This window comes from Shewanella cyperi, from assembly GCF_017354985.1.
Classification (GTDB): Bacteria; Pseudomonadota; Gammaproteobacteria; order Enterobacterales; family Shewanellaceae; genus Shewanella; species Shewanella cyperi.
Window position 1 is genome coordinate 1135890 of sequence record NZ_CP071501.1, and the last position, 17756, is coordinate 1153645.

Here is a 17756-nt window from a genome sequence, read left to right on the forward strand (position 1 = left end):
ACATGGATAAGTTACTGCTGATCACAGGTGCGGCCATATTTGGCATTCTGGGCACAATCCATCTGATCTACACCCTGTTCACCACCAAGTTCAGTCCCTATGACGGGGCTGTGGCCGAGGCCATGAAATCCACCTCGCCCCGGCTTACCCGGGAAACCACGGTCTGGAAGGCCTGGATTGGTTTCAACGCCAGCCATAGTCTGGGGGCCATGCTGCTGGCCGCCGTGTACTTGCCCCTGGCCATAAATCATCATGAGTTGCTGCAAGACTCGCTGTGGTTCTCTTGGTTGCCGGTGCTGGTTGCGGCCTGCTACCTGGTGCTGGCTAAAAAATATTGGTTCAAAATTCCCTTTATCGGCATCTCGATAGCCTTGATTTGCTTTCTGGGTGCGGCCTGGCTGCTGAATACTTAGACAAGTCAACGAAGGGGAAGCCCGTCCGCTCCTGCTGCTTACCCCAAAGCCTGCTGCCTTAGTGCGCAACTGCTCCCCGCCCGCTGGCGGTCTGGTAATAGTGGCTATAAACTGTTGAAAGTTCTTGAATGCGACATTTCAGATAAGGCCCAACCGGACCACCGCCCATGGCGGAAGGAGCGCCTGCTTGCGTGAATCTTCGATAGCTGTGTTGTTGGTGGTTTTGCTGCTGGTTTCCCATATTCAACCCGCCTGGGGCTGGAACGATGAGGATGGCGACGGGGTGCCGGATCTCAAGGATGCCTGTCCCGCTACCGAATTGAAGGCCAAGGTTAGCGCCAACGGCTGCGTCGTTGCGCCCGTGGCCGAGGTCCCGGATCTTTGTTTGATGACCACCCGGGATTCACTCTTTCCACCCCAATGTGAGCATACCTCGGCCGTGACTGTGTATTTCGATTTTGCGGTTGCCAAGCTCGGCTATGATCAGGCCTGGCCCCTGGCCAAGGTGGCGGACTTTATCAAACGTCATGGCAAGGCGGTGTATCTGGTGGGGCACACTGACAATATAGGTTCTCACGAGGCCAATCAGGCACTGTCGTTGGCGCGGGCCGATCATGTCAGGCTATTGCTGGAAGCGGATTTTGCTGTGGACCCGGCACTCTTGTTTATCGAGGGCCGCGGCAGCAACGAGCCGGTGGAAGCGGGGGACAGTCCCCTGGCACGAAAGCTTAACCGCCGGGTTGAGTTTTTGGTTGATGCCGAATAACTTACTCATTACTTAACGACTTACTTAACTATTTATTTAGCGATTTTCTTAACTAGTCACTTAGCGATCTACTTAATATTACAACTGGAAAACTGGGAGTCACGCAATGGAAAACCTAGAAGGTTTGCTTAAACAATTACCCGAGCTGGTCATGGGTTACGGCCTGAACATTTTGTTCGCCATCGTCATCTTTTTTATCGGTAAATACCTGTCAAACGTCGCCAAACGTCTGACCGCCAAGGTGCTGGGCAGCCGCAAGGTGGATCAGACTGTGGTGTCTTTCGTGGCCAACTTGGCCTGGGCCCTGGTGTTCGTGTTCACCGTGATTGCTACCTTGGGGCAAATCGGGGTACAGACAGCGTCTTTGGTGGCGGTTATCGGTGCCGCCGGCCTGGCCGTGGGCCTGGCCTTGCAGGGCTCCCTGTCCAACTTTGCCTCAGGCGTGCTGATGGTGCTGTTCCGTCCCTGCCGTGTGGGTGACTTTATCGAAGCCGCCGGTATTGTCGGTGTGGTGGATGAGATCACCATTTTCTCAACCAAGCTGCGCACCGGTGATAACAAGGTGATAGTGGCGCCGAACTCGGCCATCATGAATGGCACCATCACCAACTACTCCACCATGGACAAGCGCCGTATCGATCTGGTGATAGGCGTGTCCTACGACGCCGATATCCGCGCCACCAAGGAAGTGCTGACCAAGGTGCTGGATAACAATGCCTTTGTGCTTAAAGATCCCGCCTATACGGTAGCGGTCAGTGAATTGGGTAATTCCTCCGTGGATTTCGTGGTTCGTCCCTGGGTCAAGGGCAGCGACTACTGGCCGGCCCGTTTTGAACTGCTGGAGCAGATCAAGATTGCCCTGGATGACGCCGGTATTGGCATCCCTTACCCGCAAATGGATATTCATGTGAAGGCCATGCCATCACAATAATCCAGTCAGCAATCACAAGAGCCGGTCCAGTACCGGCTTTTTAATAACACAGACAATTTACCCTTTGCCATGCGCCAGGCGTTGGCTAAACCTTTAGGGAGACAAGATGAACAAGGCAATTTTAACGACGGCGCTGCTGCTGGGCACTTTCCTGACCCAGACTCTGATCCAGGCCCAGGCCCAGGCCGCCCCCGAGCAGGGCAGCGTACTCTTGGGGGGCTCGGCCACCAAACTCGTTGGGGTGCAACCCGAGCTTGATAACAAGGCCCCGGACTTCAAGGTGGTGGATGAGAAGTTCACCCCCGTCAGCTTGAGCGACTTCAAGGGCAAGACAGTGCTTATCAGCGCCGTGCCGAGCCTGGACACGGGTGTCTGTGCCCTGCAGACCAAGCGCTTCAACAAGGAAGTGTCCGGCTTCGATGACAAGGTGGTGATGCTGACCATAAGTGAAGATCTGCCCTTTGCCCAGAAGCGATTCTGCAAGGTGGAAAACGTCGACAAAATCAAGGTGTTGTCCGACTCTGTGTGGCGCAACTTTGCAGAAGAGTATGGCCTGCTTATTGAGAACCGCGGCCTGCTGGCCCGCAGCATTCTGATAGTGGATGCCGAGGGCGTGCTCAGGTACCGTGAGCTGGTGAGCGATGTCAGCCATCATCCCGATTATGAGGCGGCGCTTAAGGCGTTGCGGCAAATCAGCAGCAACTGATCGCGATACAGGTTATTTCCAAAGGCAGACCCAGAGTCTGCCTTTTGTTTAAGCAAAGCCCAGGGATAAGCCTTGCGGTAGTCGGATGACTGCGGCTAGAGTGGTCTCTCTTTAAAAAGCCCCCACGGCTGGATTTAAAAAGTACTCGAAAAACGGAGTAGATCATGCTGGATTTCAGAAGCGACACAGTCACTCAACCCACAGAGGCCATGCGCCTGGCCATGTCCAGAGCCGAGGTCGGTGATGATGTTTACGGTGACGACCCTACCGTCAACCGCCTGCAGGACATGGCCGCCGAGATGCTGGGCTTTGATGCCGCGCTCTTTACCGCTTCGGGCACCCAGGCCAACCTGCTGGCACTCATGAGCCATTGTGAGCGCGGCGATGAATATATCTGTGGCCAGGAAGCCCACAACTACCGCTTCGAGGGCGGAGGGGCCGCCGTGCTCGGCAGCATTCAACCCCAACCCCTGGCCAATCAGGCCGATGGTACCATAGCCCTGGAGGCCATCAGCGCCGCAATTAAACCGGACGATATTCACTTTGCCCGCACCCGCTTGCTGAGCCTGGAAAACACCATCGGCGGCAAGGTGCTGCCACTGGATTACCTGGCCAGGGCCCAGGCGTTGGCCTTTGATAAGGGGCTCAAAATTCACCTCGACGGCGCCCGCCTGGCCAATGCTGCCGTGGCCTGCGGCGTTGACATGGCCCGTATTGCCGGGCATTTCGACTCAGTGTCCCTGTGCCTGTCAAAGGGCCTGGCAGCCCCCGTGGGTTCCTTGCTGCTGGGTGATGAGCGTTTGATCAACAAGGCCAAACGTTGGCGCAAGATGCTCGGCGGCGGTATGCGTCAGGCGGGCGTGTTGGCGGCGGCGGGGATCCTGGCCCTCACGGAACAGGTGGAGCGTCTGGAAGAGGATCACGCCAATGCCCGCTTGTTGGCGGAGCTGCTCGGCGATGTGGATTGGCTGAGCCTCGACATCAACCAGGTGCAGACCAATATGGTGTTTGCCTCGGTCAATGAGGGTGTCGATATTCAGGCCAAGGCCCGCAGCCTGAGAGAGCAGGGCTTTATCATCAGCCCAGGCAAGCAGCTGCGCTTTGTGACCCACAAGGACATCAACAGCGACGGTATCCGCCGCTTTGCCGCGGCTCTCAAGGCGCCCGTTTAACCCTTGCTCCAGGGGCCTGCGAATGGCCTGCGCCGGTGCAGCTTGCATCGCCCTGGTGCAAACCGGGCGGGCACCAGGCCAGAGCCTTTATTTAAAGCGATGATATTAAAGGGAATGTAAAGCTGGCGTTGTTCTTGCTGTTATTTGCGGGTCATTGAGATGGCCCACTCAGCAGGAGAGCAAACATGGAATTCTACAGTCGCCGCCTGGTCAAACCCGAGCACCTCAATCCCGCCAACCGTCTGTTTGGCGGCCAATTACTGAGCTGGATAGACGAAGAGGCGGCTATTTTTGCTGCCTGTCAGATGAAGAGCGTCAGCCACGTCACCAAGCTGATCTCGGAGATTAACTTTATGACCCCGGCCCATCAGGGCGATGTGCTGGAATTCGGTTTCGAGCTGGTACACATGGGCCACAGTTCGATCACAGTCCAGGCTCTGGTGCGCAATCTGGTCTCCCGTCTGCCCGTGGCCACCATCGACAAGATGGTGTTTGTCCATGTGGATGCCCAGGGGCTGCCTACGCCACACAGGGCCAGGGCAGCCTAGGGCTGGGCAGATAAGCCGCTGGTTTTTCTCGCCCAGTTCTTCTCGCCCAGTTCTTCTAGCTCAATTCTTCTCGCTCAGATCTTCCTTGACCGACTTGACCGCGTCCCGGGAGGCATGGCCCACGGCCTTGGTGGTATCCCGGGTGGCGTGGCCTATGTCGCGGCCAACCCGCTTGCCTGCCTCACCCACGGCCTGGCCTGCTTCGCCCATGGCCTGACCGGCATCCTTGAGCTCGGCGCAGCCGGCGCTCAACAGGATCACAAAAAACAGCGTTATATATCGCATTGACATCCTCTCTAAATTCGCAAGCCGGGCTTGGATGCGGCACTTGGTGATTCACGCCGCACTATAGCAGCCGGCCAGGTATTTTGTCATCGCCCTGGGGGCTTTCAGCGGCGCTCGCTTGTGTTAATGTGTTGTCATAAAAATGATAACAAGCAGACGGTCCATGACATCCGAATCCTCTCATCTTTCTTCCATAACAGTGCGTCCCATGACAGAGGACGATTTCGACAGCGTCATTGCCCTCGGCCTCAAGGTCCATGGTGGCGGTTATCTGGATATACCGCATCTGCAGGCGCTCTGGCACTCGGGCATCAAGGATGGCATCAATCCCAGCTATGTGGCTGTCCGTGGTGATGAACTGCTGGGATTCCGCCTGACCCTGGCAGCGGGGCAGTGGCAGCCCGACCGCTGGTGCAGTCCCGAGCTGTGGCAGCTGCCCAAGGACAAGGTGTGTTATTTCAAATCCAATACCCTGGCTGAGGCTGCCCGCGGTCATGGCCTGGGCGGGCGCCTGTTGCTGGCTTCGGCCAGGGCCTGTGCCCGCCAGGGAGCCCTGGGGGGCATAGCCCACCTGTGGCAGGAAAGCCCCCATAATGCCGCGGTGCGCTACTTTGCCAAGGCCGGTGGCAGGCTGATTAAGGCCCACCCCGACCGCTGGAATCAGTCCCACGACAATCCCGATTATGTGTGTGTGCGCTGCGGCACAGATTGCCACTGCACCGCCTGTGAAATGCTGCTCAGCTTCGACAAACTCTGAACCTTCCGTTTTAGGTAACCCATGTCCGCTTCTTCAGTCAACGTATACGATCCCCTGGTCAATCCGCTGCCACACCACCTGGCCTTACCGGACAGTTACTGGGCCTCGACCCAGGCCCTGCCGCAGCCGCTGCCGCCACTCCTGGGCAGTCACAGGGCCGAGATAGCCGTGGTGGGCGGGGGCTTCAGTGGCCTGCTGACCGCCTATTACCTGGCCAGTCACTATGGCCGCGAGGTGGTGCTGCTGGAGGCCAATCGCATTGGCTTTGGTGCCAGCGCCCGCAATGGTGGTTTCGTGCTCAAGGGTTCGGGCCGGCTCAGTTACGCCCAGATGGCCAAACGCTGGGATCTCGACACCGCCCATGGCATCTACCGGGAGTTCTCCGAGGCCGTCAGCCGGGTTGAGGAGCTGATTAGCAGCGGTAATATAGACTGTGAGCCCCAGGAAAAGGGCTATATCAAGGTCGCCCATAATCCGGCCGCCATGGAGACGCTCAAGGCCGGGGCCGAGTTTATCCGCAAGTACTTTGGCGGCGATGCCGAATTCCTCAGCGCCGCCGAGCTGCGCAGTCAGTTGCTCGACCACCACCAGGCCTTTGGCGCGTTGCGCCTGCCGGACGGTTTTGGTCTCAATCCGCTCAAGCTGTTGCTGGGTTATCGTAAACTGGCCCTCGATGCCGGGGTGCGTATTTATGAAAACAGCTGTGTGATTTCCCAGCGCCGGGAGCAGGGCCGTTATCTGCTCACCACAGATGGCGGCGAACTCAGCGCCGCCCAGTTGGTGATGAGCGGCAACGCCTACACCCCCAAACATTTTTCACCGCTGCTGGACAAGCGTTTCCTGCCGATACTGTCGAACGTGATAGTGACCGAGCCACTCACCGAGGACGAGCGTCTTGCCGCCGGCATGCACAGCCGGCAGGTGACCATGGATACCCGCATCCTCAAGTATTATTACCGCCTGCTGCCGGACAACCGCTTGCTGTTCGGCGGCCGCGGCGCCGTTTGGGGCAAAGATGAGCACAGGCCGGAATACCCGGCGAGGCTCAAGCAGGCCCTTAACAGTGCCTTCCCGGCCTTGACCTCCAAACAGGTGGACTATCGCTGGAGCGGCTGGATTGCGGCCTCCATGGATGATATGCCCCATGTTTACAGTCAGGATGGTTGTGGCTACACCATGGGCTATTGCGGTGCCGGGGTGTCCTTCAGTGCCCAGGCCGCCTGGCGTTTGGCGGGAATGCTGAGCGGCGTTGCGGCGCCGGCCTTGCCTTTGTATCAAAGCCCGCTGCCGACCTTCCCCTTTGCCGCCGCCCGCCGCCTGGGACAGTGGGGCTACTATCACTACGGCCGTTTGCGCGACGCCATTGGCTGAGCAACGCTATAAAAATGCCAATAAAAAAGCCGCCCCGGGGCGGCTTTTTTATTGGATGCTTTTGAATCAGGCTTCTGCCAGTTCGGCTTCCGGCTCTTCCAGGGGCAAAATCTTAATCTGGAACCAGGCATAGCTGGCGCTGACCACGGGACAGATCAGGTTGAAAAAAGCGAACGGCAGGTAGGCTATGGTGGCAACCCCGAGGGTGCTGGCCATAAAGGCACCGCAGGTGTTCCAGGGCACCAGGGGGCTGGTGACAGTGGCCGAGTCTTCCAGGGCCCGTGACAGGTTCACCGGTGCCAGGCCGCGACGGGTGTATTCCAGCTTGAGCATGCGACCGGGCAGTATGATGGCGATAAACTGATCCGCGGTGATGATGTTGGCGCCGATGGCGCAGCCCAGGGTGGTCAGGATCAAGCTGCTGGTGCTGGTGACCAGGCGCAGCAGGCTTTGCAGTATGCGCTCCATCAGACCGGTGGCTTCCATTACGCCACCGAAGGCCATGGCGGAGAGGATAAGCCACACTGTGGTCACCATGGCGCTCATGCCGCCGCGGCTCAGCAGACTATCGAGAATGGCATCGCCTGTGTTGGCCGTGTAGCCATTGAACATGGCAATCCAAATGCCCTTGACCATGGCCAGCAGTGGCATCAGGCTGGCATCACCTGCCAGGGCTACTACACCGTCAAATTGGAACAGGGCGGCACAGGAGGCGCCGGCTATGGTGCCGAGGATCACGGTCGGGAAGGCCGGCATCTTGCGATAGGCCAGAAACAGTACCACCAGCAGCGGCAGCAGCAGGTGTGGACCTATGTGAAACTGTGTCGACAGCAGCTCCAGGGTGGCGTCGAGGTTGGTTTCGACATTACTGGTGTCCGCCGACAGGCCCAGGAACAGGAACAGCACCAGGGCTATCAGTATGCTCGGCATTGTGGTCCAGGTCATGTGGCGGATATGGCTGAAAATGTCGGTACCGGCCACGGCGGGCGCCAGGTTGGTGGTGTCAGACATGGGTGACATCTTGTCACCGAAATAGGCACCACTGACTATGGCGCCGGCGGTGATTTCCATGCTCAGACCCATGGTTTGGGCTATGCCGATAAGGGCGATACCCAGGGTGCCGGCCACCGTCCAGGAGCTGCCGATACTCAGGGCCACCACGGCGCACAGCAGGCAGCTGGCGGCATAAAAATAGTCGGGACTCAGCAGTTGCATGCCGTAGTAGATCATAGCCGGTACGGTACCTGCGAGGATCCAGGTACCGATAAGGGAGCCAACACTGAAGAGAATAAGCAGGGCCGGGGTGGCCACGCCGATGCTGCGAACTATGCCCTGCTCAATCTGTTCCCAACGGTAGCCGTTCTTGATGCCGATCACCATGGCGATACAGGCGGCGAGAATAAGGGCTATCTGGTTGGCGCCGGCAGAGCTGTCGGAGGAGAAAAGGTAAACCGCTGTGGCCAACATGCTGACCAGGGCTACCACGGGAATGAGTGCATCGACCAAGGTGGCTTGCTTGTGTTGTGTCATCTACTGCTTCCTTTTTTATAATAATTTTTATCCTGCGTGTCCTTGCAGGTGTACCGGAGAAGGCCCCAATACCTGATTTTTGTGACCAGGATCCCTCTGGGCAACCGGCTCATCCTGACACAGATTCAGGGTAAAAGTCGACAACACTTATTTCACCTTGGTTTAACTCGGGTGTTACCAATTTGACCCATTGATGACTTATATGGGAAAGCGGCAAAGGCAAACTTTTGCTGGCCAAGCAGAACCCTTTGATGACCAAGCAGAAACTTTTGATGGTTAAGCAGAAAGACCGGCCGCGTCAGCGACAGGCATTAAGGGGAAGCAAGCAATAGGAAAGGAAGCTGAATGGGACCGCGGGCAATAAAGGGCGGCGGCCGGTGGGATCCGGCCGGCCTGCTGGGGCTCAATTAACCGCGATCGAGGCGGCCGCGGTAATCTTCAATCAGGTGTTCGATAATTTCTTTGGGATTGACCTCGGGAACGGCCTCATCGGTAAATACCTTGAAGGTCACCAGGGCATGGCCATCGGATTTCAGCCTATCGCTTTGGACCGCAAAATAGGCGTCCTCATTCTCGGCCTTGCGCACCATAAAGCCCTGGGTTTCGAAGGCCGGTTGGCCCGAGTCCCTGTGCCACTTGGTGATACGGGCGAGGGCGATTTCGCTGGAATGGTTGATTTCTACATGATTGCGCCAACTGACGTCGTGTTGGGGATCCTTGTAATGGGGAATGCGGACTGTGTAGTTGTAAACATGGGTAATCGCTGTCATTCAATACCTGCCTTGAGTCATAAATGCGCACGCTTAGGTTTTACCTTAGCCGTAGAAAAGGGGAATTTCATCCCTTGTGGGTTCTTTGTATCAGCAAAAGCCTGATCCAAAAGGTGCGCCCGATCCCATTTAGCTGTCAACCGTATCTGACTGATGTCTTTTTAAGCAGTTGCTGATACAGAGTCGGGGCCGCGGATATAACAAGCCCGGCACTTGGCCGGGCTTAAGCTTCAGAGCTTGTTACAGAGCGGCGGCGAATATGCCACAGATTTCTTCATGGCTGGCCTGCTTGGGGTTGGTCAGGCCGCAGGCATCCTTGAGCGCATTGCTCGCCAGGGTGGGAATATCCTCGGCCTTGACCCCGAGAGTGCTGAGGTTGGCGGGAATATTCACCGCAGTTGCGAGGGCCTCGATGGCGGTGATGGCGGCCTCGGCACCCTCTGCCGCGGTCAGCCCATCGGTATTGACCCCCATGGCCCTGGCCACGTCCGCCAGCCTGGCTGCCGCCACCTGGGCGTTATAGCGCTGCACGTGTGGCAAGAGCACGGCGTTGCAGACACCGTGTGGCAAGTCGTAGAAGCCGCCCAGCTGGTGGGCCATGGCATGCACATAACCCAGGCTGGCATTGTTGAACGCCATACCGGCGAGGAACTGGGCATAGGCCATCTGCTCACGGGCCTCCATGTCGTGGCCCTCGGCCACGGCCCTTGGCAGGAAGGCGCTGATAAGCTCAACCGCTTTCAGCGCGCAGGCATCGGTGATCGGATTGGCGGCAATGGATACATAGGCCTCAATGGCATGGGTCAGGGCATCCATACCTGTGGCGGCGGTAAGCCCGGCGGGTTTGGCCAGCATCAGGTGCGGATCGTTGACCGACAGCAGCGGCGTGGTGTGCTTGTCGACTATGGCCATCTTAATGTGGCGCGCCTCGTCGGTAATGATGCAGAAACGGGTCATCTCGCTGGCGGTGCCGGCCGTGGTGTTGATGGCCACCAGGGGCAACTGGGGTTTGGCAGATTTGTCGACCCCCTCATAGTCACGGATGCTGCCGCCGTTGCTGGCCACCAGGGCTATGCCCTTGGCGCAATCGTGGGGCGAGCCGCCGCCGAGGGAAATCACAAAGTCACATTCGTTTTCTTGTAGCAGTGCCAGCCCGGCCTCCACGTTGGCCGTGGTCGGGTTGGGTTGCACCCCGTCAAACACCACGGATGCTATGGCCGCCGTGGCCAGTTTGTCCTGCAGCTGAGCCACCATGCCCAACTGGCACAGGGGCTTGTCTGTCACTATCAGGGCCCGCTTGAACCCCAAAGACTGAATATCTGTGACCGCGGTTTCCAGGGCACCCTGACCCAGTACGTTAACAGCGGGAATAAAAAATTTTGCAGCCATAAATCCACCTTGAAATATAAAAGAAATATTGAAGAAATTTTCTGACCGGCAAGGTAGCAATTTGCGCCGCGCAGCTCTGTGATCCGGCGCCAATCCTGGCCCCCCGCTGCCGACTTATCCGCAAAACTTGAAACTGAATAACGTTATTGAGCTTTTTAGTCGGTCAGGTCGGCCTTTTATCGCCCCCTGTTCTGCCTGCTTCTGGGGCGTGTTGCACAATATTTGTGCAGCCTCAGGCTGGTTAACGGAAAAAATGCTGATGGCTTAAGGTGTTAACCTCCCGGGTGACTGCTCTTCAATTACCTGAAAAATATTGGAAAAAATCCGTCACCTGGCTGACACCTTTCTGTCGCATTGCTGTTATCTGACTTTGGCATGCTTGCTGCTCATCCAATAACGGGATTGGGTGCCTTAGGGATAGGGCTGGGGAGGAAGGCAGTATGGCATTGGATAAATTGCTTTACCTGCAGGGCGTTGGGGATCGTTTTATCGATTGCCTGGGCCGGGACTTGCCCATAGACCCGGGCAGCCGCCGGGCACTGCTCAATACCATGCTGGGCCTGCCCGTGGGGGAAGTGCTTGCCGATGAGCTGATCAATGAGCGCATCTTTGAGCTGGACGCCGCCCCCTGGCGTGGCCTGCTGCCGCGCTTCCAATGGCAGCACGTGGATGCCGCCGCCATCGAATGTTTTCTGCCCGCTGGCATGGACCAGACCTTCGAGTGCCATATACAGGCCGAAGGTCAGCAGGAGTGGCTGAGCCTGGAGCTGTCACCCAAGGCCATGAGGGTCACGGGTGAATATCGCATCGATGATATTCAGTACCTGAGGTTTAACGCCGTGCTCAATCCAGGGCCGGGGTTGGGTTATCACAGGCTCAGGCTTTGCCATCCCTTGCTGGGGGAGGCCGAGGGCATACTCATGCTGGCGCCGCGGCAGGCCTTTCTCGGCCGGCTTGAGCCGGGACGGCGCAATCAGCAGCGGTTGCCCTTTGGGGTCAGCGTTGGTCTCTGGGCCCTGAGAAGCGCCAATCAGTGGGGCATAGGGGATTTTGGCGACCTCGGCCAGCTGCTGGATTTTTTGTGCCGCGAGGGCGCCGACTTTGTGCTGCTCAATCCCCTGCACGCCCCCGATATTGCCAGCCCGGAGGATCCCAGCCCCTACAGTCCCTGGGACAGGCGCTGGCTCAATCCCCTGTATATCCAGATTGAAGACTGCGCCGAATACCCGGCGCTGTCACAGGAGTTTGCCGGCAACGACTGGCAAATCCAGCGCAAGCTGCTGAACCAGGATGCCTGGCTCGACTACCCCAGGGTGCAGGGCCTCAAGTATCGCGCCTTTGCCCTGTTGTTCCAGCAGTTCTGTCGCTTGAAGGACGACAACCTGCGCCGCAGCCGCCTGGCGGATTTTGTGGCTGCCCAGGGGCAGGCCCTTGTGGACTTTGCCCGCGCCGAGGTCAGCCGTGCCAGGGTATCGCCCCTGTGGGAAGGCGCCGCCGATGCGCCCTGGCTCAGGGATTGCCTGGCGCGGGAGGATTTCCATCAATACCTGCAATTTATCGCCGCCGATCAGCTGCAGTTGTGTCAGCTCCGGGCCCGTCAGGGCGGCATGAGCATAGGCCTGGTGAGGGATCTTGCGGTCGGCGCCCGCGCCGGGGGCAGTGAATTGACCTCCGCCAATGGCCTCTTTTGCCAAGAGGCCAGCATAGGGGCACCGCCGGATCCCTTCTCGGCCACGGGCCAGGACTGGGGCCTGCTGCCGCCGGATCCCATTGCCATGGCCAAGCAGAATTTCAGCCATTTCATCGCACTGCTGCGGGCCAACATGAGCGGCTGCGGCGCCCTGCGCATCGATCACATCATGGGGCTGCAACGCCTCTGGTGGTGGGTTGGCAGGGACGGCGGCTACGTCTACTACCCCAGCGATACCTTGCTGGCAATCTTGTGCCTTGAGAGTCAGCGCAATTGCTGCCTGGTGCTGGGGGAAGATCTCGGCACTGTGGCGCCGGATCTGCGCCATCGCCTGTGGGAGAGCGCCATTCCCGGCAACGACCTGTTTTATTTCTGTCGCGAGGGCGAGGACTTCTGCGCCCCGGCACACTATCGCCATCAGAGCCTGATGATGCAGGCCAATCACGACGTGGCGCCGCTGTCGGCCTGGTGGAGTGGCAGCGATCTGCACCTGAGGCGCCAGCTGGAGCTGATTGGCAGCGACGAGGAGTTGGGCGCTGCGCTCGCCGCGCGCGAACAGGACAAGGAGGCGCTGCTCAGGCGCCTTGAGCAGGAGGGGCTGCTGGAAGCCGGCGCCGAGCGGCCGTTGGCCTTCGACAGCCTGTTGCCGCGCACCATGGCCCTGGTGGCCAAGGGCCGGTCGCTCCTGGTCAGCGTCCAGCTGGCCGATCTCGCCCGCGACCGCCACCCGGTCAACATTCCCGGCACCAGTCACCAATACGCCAACTGGCAGCGGCGCCTGCCCGCCAGCCTGACCACCCTGTTTGCCGACCCACTGCTGCTGCAGTGCCTGCACCTTATCCGTCAGGGGCGGCTGCAGGCGGCCCAGGACTGCGCAGATTAAAGAATTATCAAATTGAGAGGGACCGACCATGACCCAACAAGCACCCGCCTTTGAACCCAGCGCCGCCCATGCCTTGGCCCGTGGCGAGTTTATCGATGTCTTCTCCCTGCTCGGCATGCACAAGGTGGCCGATGGCCTCATGGTGCGTTGTTTTCTGCCGGGGGCCGAAGCGGTAGAGCTTATCGGCCGCAAGGACGGCAAGAAGGTCGCCAGTCTCGAGCCCTGCGGTAGCGAGGGGCTGTTTGCCGGCCTCGCCGGCCGTCGCAAGCAGGCCTTTCCCTATCTGCTGCGGGTACGCTATCCCCTGGCGACGCTGGACATCTGCGATCCCTACCAGTTTGCCAGCCTGCTGCGGGAGGAAGATCTGTACCTGTTCAGCGAAGGGCGCCAGTTCAATGCCCAGGGTTTTATGGGCGCCACCCACAGCAGCGTCGATGGGGTTGAGGGGATCCTGTTTTGCGTCTGGGCCCCCAACGCCCGGCGGGTGTCCGTGGTTGGCGACTTCAACCACTGGGATGGCCGGGTGCATGTGATGCGCCGCCATCCCGCCAACGGCGTCTGGGAGCTGTTTATCCCGGCGGCCAGGGCCGGCGATCACTACAAGTTCGAAATCATGACAGAGCAGGGCGAGTGCCTGGTCAAGGCCGATCCCTACGCCCATGCCATGGAAGGGGCCCCCAACAATGCCTCGCGGGTAGCGCCCAAGAGCCGTTTCCAGTGGCAGGATGAGGCCTGGATGCAGGCTCGCCTTGGCGATCAGCACCTCAAGCCCCTGTCCATCTACGAGGTGCATTTGGGTTCCTGGCGCCGCAAGGGGGACAATGGCGAGCAGTTCCTCAGCTACCGCGAGCTGGCGGATCAGCTGGTGCCCCATGTGCAGCAGCTGGGCTTTACCCATATAGAGCTGATGCCGCTCAGTGAATTTCCCTTCGACGGCTCCTGGGGCTACCAGCCCGTGGGCCTCTACGCCCCGACCCAGAGGTTCGGTGACGCCGATGGCCTCAGGTATCTGGTGGACGCCTGCCACAGGGCCGGCATAGGCGTGTTGCTGGACTGGGTAGTGGCCCACTTTCCCAAGGATCACCACGGTCTGGCGCGCTTCGACGGCACCTGCCTGTATGAGCACGAAGATCCCCGCCAGGGCAGCCACCCCGACTGGGATACGGCCATCTTCAACTACGGTCGCGGCGAGGTGGTGAGCTTCCTCATCTCCAACGCCGCCTGGTGGCTGAAGGAATTCCACCTCGACGGCCTGCGCCTCGACGCTGTCTCCTCCATGTTGTACCTGGACTACAGCCGCGAAGAGGGCCAATGGCTGCCCAACCGTCACGGCGGCCGCGAAAATCTGGAGGCCATAGACTTCCTCAAGCTGCTGAACCAGACCCTGTACCGCGAGTGCCCCGGGGTGATGGTGATAGCCGAGGAGTCCACCGCCTGGCCCGCCGTCAGCCGTCCCATAGAGAGCGGCGGCCTCGGCTTTGGCTTCAAGTGGAACATGGGCTGGATGAACGATACCCTGGACTATCTGGGCCGGGATCCCATCTTCCGCCGTCACCATCACAACCAGCTGACCTTCGGCCTGATGTACGCCTTCAGCGAGCAATTTATCCTGTCCATCAGCCACGACGAGGTGGTGCACGGCAAGCGCGCCCTGCTGGAAAAAATCCCCGGTGACGACTGGCAGAAGTTCGCCACCCTGAGGGCCTTCTACGGCTTTATGTGGGGTCATCCCGGCAAGAAGCTGCTGTTTATGGGAAGCGAGTTTGGCCAGCGCGACGAATGGAACCATGACCGCAGCCTCGACTGGCACCTGCTGCAATACGCGCCCCATCAGCAATTGGGACTTTGGCTTAAGGATCTCAACCGCCTTTACCGCGAGCGGCCCTGCCTGGCGCTGACCGACAGCTCCCCCGACGGTTTCCGCTGGCTCGATTGTGACAATGCCGAGGCGTCCGTGCTGCTGTTTTTGCGTCGCCACGGCGATGAGGAGCTGCTGTTTATCATCAACATGAGCCCGAATGTGTACCAGGGCTTTAGGGTGGGCCTGCCCAGGGCGGGGCTGTGGCAGGAGCTGCTCAACAGCGACAGCGAGGTGTATGGCGGCAGCAATGTGGGCAACGGCAGCGGGATCCAGGCCGAAGAAACACCCTGGCAGGACATGGAGCACAGCGCCCTGGTGACTGTGCCGCCGCTGGCTTGTGTGGTCTTGGCGCCGGAAGCCGCTATTGCAGTCAGTAAAGCCACTCCCGAAACCCTTTCCGAAGCCATGCCCGAGACCAAGGCTCAGACTTCGGCCAAGCCCAAGGCCGTCGCCAAACCCAAGACTGTGAGCAAGTCCAAGGCCGAGAGCCCCAAGGCGGCCGCTAAATCCAAGACCGCGAGCAAGTCCAAGGCCGCAGCTAAACCCAAGGCCGCCGCCAAGCCCAAAACCACCAAGGGAACGGGCGCATGACAGGCCGCTGCCGCGTCGGCAAGGTCTATCCCCCGGGCGCCAGCCTGGGGGAGGGCGGGGTCAATTTCTCCGTCTTCAGCCGCCACGCCGCGGCGCTGGAGCTGTGCCTGTTTGACGCAGCTGGCATGGAAACCGCCCGTCTGCCCATGGTGCAGCAGGGTTTCTGGTGGTGCCTGTGGGTCGATGGCCTTGGTGCCGGTCAGGCCTACGGTTTTCGGGCCCATGGCCCCTGGGAACCGACCCTGGGCCACAGGTTCAATCGCCACAAGCTGCTGCTGGACCCCTATGCCAGGGCGCTGACCGGTGTGCCGCGGATTTCCGGGGCCAGCTACGCCCATGTGCCGGGCCAGGCCCTGGAAGACGCGCTGCTGGATGAGACAGACAACGCCGGGCTGATGCCCAAGTGTCTGGTGCTGGACATCAATGCCTTGCCGTCCTTTCAGCATGCCAAACCCGGCCATGCCATGGCGGCAAGTGTGCTGTATGAGCTGCACCTCAAGGGCTTTTCCATGGGCTTTCCCGGCATAGAAGAGTCCAAGCGGGGCACCTTTGCCGCCCTCGCCGAACCTGCTGTGCTGGCCTATTTCCAAAGTCTTGGGATCAGCGCCATCGAACTCTTACCTGTGCAGGCCTTTTTCAGCGAGCCCTTTTTGCTCGACAAGGGCCTGGTCAATTACTGGGGCTACAACAGCATTGGCTTTATGGCGCCCCACAGCCCCTACGGCGATATAGCCCAGTTCCGCGCCATGGTGGATGCGCTCCACGGCATTGGCGTCGAAGTGATTTTGGATGTGGTCTACAACCACAGCGCCGAGGGTAACCGTTTGGGGCCGATTTACAGCTTCCGCGGCCTAGACAACGCCTGTTACTACCGCCTCAGCGGTGGCGATGGCCGTTTCTATATCAACGACAGCGGCTGCGGCAATACCCTTGACCTGTGCCAGCCCCAGGTGCTGACCCTGGTGATGGACTCGCTGCGCTACTGGGTCGAGGTCGGTGGCGTCGACGGTTTCCGCTTCGATCTCGCCGCTTGTCTCGGCCGCGAATCCTATGGCTTCGATGCGGGCGCCGGTTTCTTCGATGCCCTGGCCCAGGATCCCGTGCTGCGGCAGGTAAAGCTGATTGCCGAGCCCTGGGACGTGGGGCCGGGCGGCTACCAGCTGGGACACTTTCCTGTGAGTTTTTCCGAGTGGAACGACAGGTACCGGGATACCCTGAGGCGCCTGTGGCGCGGCGATCCCGGCATGCTGCCTGAGTTTGCCCGCCGCTTCCATGGATCCAGCGATCTGTTCGAACACACGGGCCGGGGGCCCGCCGCCAGTATCAACTTCATCTGCAGCCACGACGGTTTTACCTTGAGGGATCTGCTCAGTTTCGCCCGCCGCCACAACGAGGCCAACGGCGAGGACAACCGCGACGGCCACAATGAAAACTTCAGCAGCAATCATGGTCTGGAAGGCGAAGGTGGTGCCGGGCTGGAGGCGCTGCGCCAACGCAAGGCCCGCAGCCTGCTGGCCTGCCTGTTGTTGTCCCAGGGGGTGCCCATGTTGCTGGCGGGCGACGAGCTGTGGCACAGCCAGCGCGGCAACAACAATGCCTATTGCCAGGACAATGCCATCAGCTGGATTGACTGGCAGGGGGCCGATCCCGCCATGCAGCGCTTTACCGCGGATCTTATCGCCATCCGCCGCCGCTTCGGATTTTTGTGCCGCGAGCGTTATATCCACTGCGATAACCCGGCGGCACCGGCGGCCCTGGCCTGGTTCAGTCAGGCTGGCGAGCCCATGAGTCGCAGCCAGTGGAGCGATGCCCACTGCACCTGCCTTAGCCTGCTGCTGTCCTGCCGCGAAGCCCCCTACAGCGATGCCCTGCTGGTGATGCTCAATACCGGCAGCGAGCCGCTGCGCTTCCAGGCTCCCGCCGTGCCCATAGAGGGTGAATTCCACTGCCTGCTGTCGAGCGCCGACAGCGATCTGGTGGGCACCCGCCTGGCCCCGGGGGCCGACATCTGGGTTTCGGCCATGGGGGTGCTGTTGTTCCACGGCACCCTGCCTGCCCTTATTCATATTGCAAGCGATTGTTAAATCTGGAGT

General features: G+C 59.7%; 15 protein-coding genes. 11 read left to right on the top strand and 4 right to left on the bottom strand.

Annotated features, from left to right (window positions below; genetic code table 11):
- The first annotated feature begins 2 nt into the window (after window positions 1-2).
- The 6 genes from JYB84_RS04860 to JYB84_RS04885 all read left to right on the top strand — a co-directional run bounded on the left by JYB84_RS04860 (window position 3) and on the right by JYB84_RS04885 (window position 4536).
- Complete coding sequence (locus JYB84_RS04860) at window positions 3-413, top strand: LIC_13387 family protein (protein ID WP_207322310.1); 411 nt, start codon at window positions 3-5, stop codon at window positions 411-413.
- A 187-nt stretch (window positions 414-600) separates the two neighbouring features.
- Window positions 601-1179, top strand: a complete 579-nt coding sequence (locus tag JYB84_RS04865) for an OmpA family protein (RefSeq protein ID WP_207322311.1) — start codon at window positions 601-603, stop codon at window positions 1177-1179.
- Window positions 1180-1285: 106 nt separating this feature from the next.
- Window positions 1286-2110, top strand: coding sequence for a mechanosensitive ion channel family protein (locus tag JYB84_RS04870; protein ID WP_207322312.1), 825 nt, complete (start codon window positions 1286-1288; stop codon window positions 2108-2110).
- 106 nt (window positions 2111-2216) lie between these two features.
- Entirely contained in the window at window positions 2217-2816 is a 600-nt protein-coding gene (gene tpx, locus JYB84_RS04875) for a thiol peroxidase (protein ID WP_207322313.1), read from the top strand.
- A 164-nt stretch (window positions 2817-2980) separates the two neighbouring features.
- Window positions 2981-3988 carry a low-specificity L-threonine aldolase gene (ltaE, locus tag JYB84_RS04880; protein ID WP_207322314.1) on the top strand — a complete coding sequence of 336 codons (1008 nt, stop codon included), beginning with the start codon at window positions 2981-2983 and terminating at the stop codon, window positions 3986-3988.
- A 185-nt stretch (window positions 3989-4173) separates the two neighbouring features.
- Complete coding sequence (locus JYB84_RS04885) at window positions 4174-4536, top strand: acyl-CoA thioesterase (RefSeq protein ID WP_207322315.1); 363 nt, start codon at window positions 4174-4176, stop codon at window positions 4534-4536.
- A 60-nt stretch (window positions 4537-4596) separates the two neighbouring features.
- On the opposite strand, the gene JYB84_RS04890 is transcribed toward JYB84_RS04885, so the two are convergent.
- Entirely contained in the window at window positions 4597-4821 is a 225-nt protein-coding gene (locus tag JYB84_RS04890) for a hypothetical protein (RefSeq protein ID WP_207322316.1), read from the bottom strand.
- Window positions 4822-5029: 208 nt separating this feature from the next.
- Here JYB84_RS04890 and JYB84_RS04895 point away from each other — a divergent pair, with 208 nt between their 5' ends.
- Window positions 5030-5578, top strand: coding sequence for a GNAT family N-acetyltransferase (locus tag JYB84_RS04895; RefSeq protein WP_228289694.1), 549 nt, complete (start codon window positions 5030-5032; stop codon window positions 5576-5578).
- A gap of 21 nt (window positions 5579-5599) precedes the next feature.
- A complete protein-coding gene (locus tag JYB84_RS04900; protein WP_207322318.1) occupies window positions 5600-6949 on the top strand; it encodes an NAD(P)/FAD-dependent oxidoreductase in 1350 nt (449 codons plus the stop codon).
- A gap of 66 nt (window positions 6950-7015) precedes the next feature.
- On the opposite strand, the gene nhaC is transcribed toward JYB84_RS04900, so the two are convergent.
- The 3 genes from nhaC to yiaY all read right to left on the bottom strand — a co-directional run bounded on the left by nhaC (window position 7016) and on the right by yiaY (window position 10638).
- The gene (gene nhaC, locus JYB84_RS04905; protein ID WP_207322319.1) at window positions 7016-8479 is read right to left on the bottom strand and encodes a Na+/H+ antiporter NhaC; all 1464 of its coding nucleotides are present in this window, start codon (window positions 8477-8479) and stop codon (window positions 7016-7018) included.
- Window positions 8480-8886: 407 nt separating this feature from the next.
- On the bottom strand, window positions 8887-9249 hold the full coding sequence (locus JYB84_RS04910; RefSeq protein WP_207322320.1) for a cytoplasmic protein: 363 nt from the start codon (window positions 9247-9249) through the stop codon (window positions 8887-8889).
- A 240-nt stretch (window positions 9250-9489) separates the two neighbouring features.
- On the bottom strand, window positions 9490-10638 hold the full coding sequence (gene yiaY / locus JYB84_RS04915; RefSeq protein ID WP_207322321.1) for an L-threonine dehydrogenase: 1149 nt from the start codon (window positions 10636-10638) through the stop codon (window positions 9490-9492).
- A gap of 440 nt (window positions 10639-11078) precedes the next feature.
- Here yiaY and malQ point away from each other — a divergent pair, with 440 nt between their 5' ends.
- From malQ to glgX, 3 genes are read left to right on the top strand one after another with little or no spacing between them, the layout of a single operon-like run.
- Window positions 11079-13211 carry a 4-alpha-glucanotransferase gene (gene malQ / locus JYB84_RS04920; protein ID WP_207322322.1) on the top strand — a complete coding sequence of 711 codons (2133 nt, stop codon included), beginning with the start codon at window positions 11079-11081 and terminating at the stop codon, window positions 13209-13211.
- A gap of 28 nt (window positions 13212-13239) precedes the next feature.
- Window positions 13240-15663, top strand: a complete 2424-nt coding sequence (glgB, locus tag JYB84_RS04925; RefSeq protein WP_207322323.1) for a 1,4-alpha-glucan branching protein GlgB — start codon at window positions 13240-13242, stop codon at window positions 15661-15663.
- Window positions 15660-17747 (top strand): glycogen debranching protein GlgX, encoded by a 2088-nt coding sequence (glgX, locus tag JYB84_RS04930; protein ID WP_207322324.1) that lies wholly within the window; start codon window positions 15660-15662, stop codon window positions 17745-17747. The genes glgB and glgX overlap by 4 nt, the downstream gene beginning before the upstream one ends.
- Window positions 17748-17756: the final 9 nt, after the last annotated feature.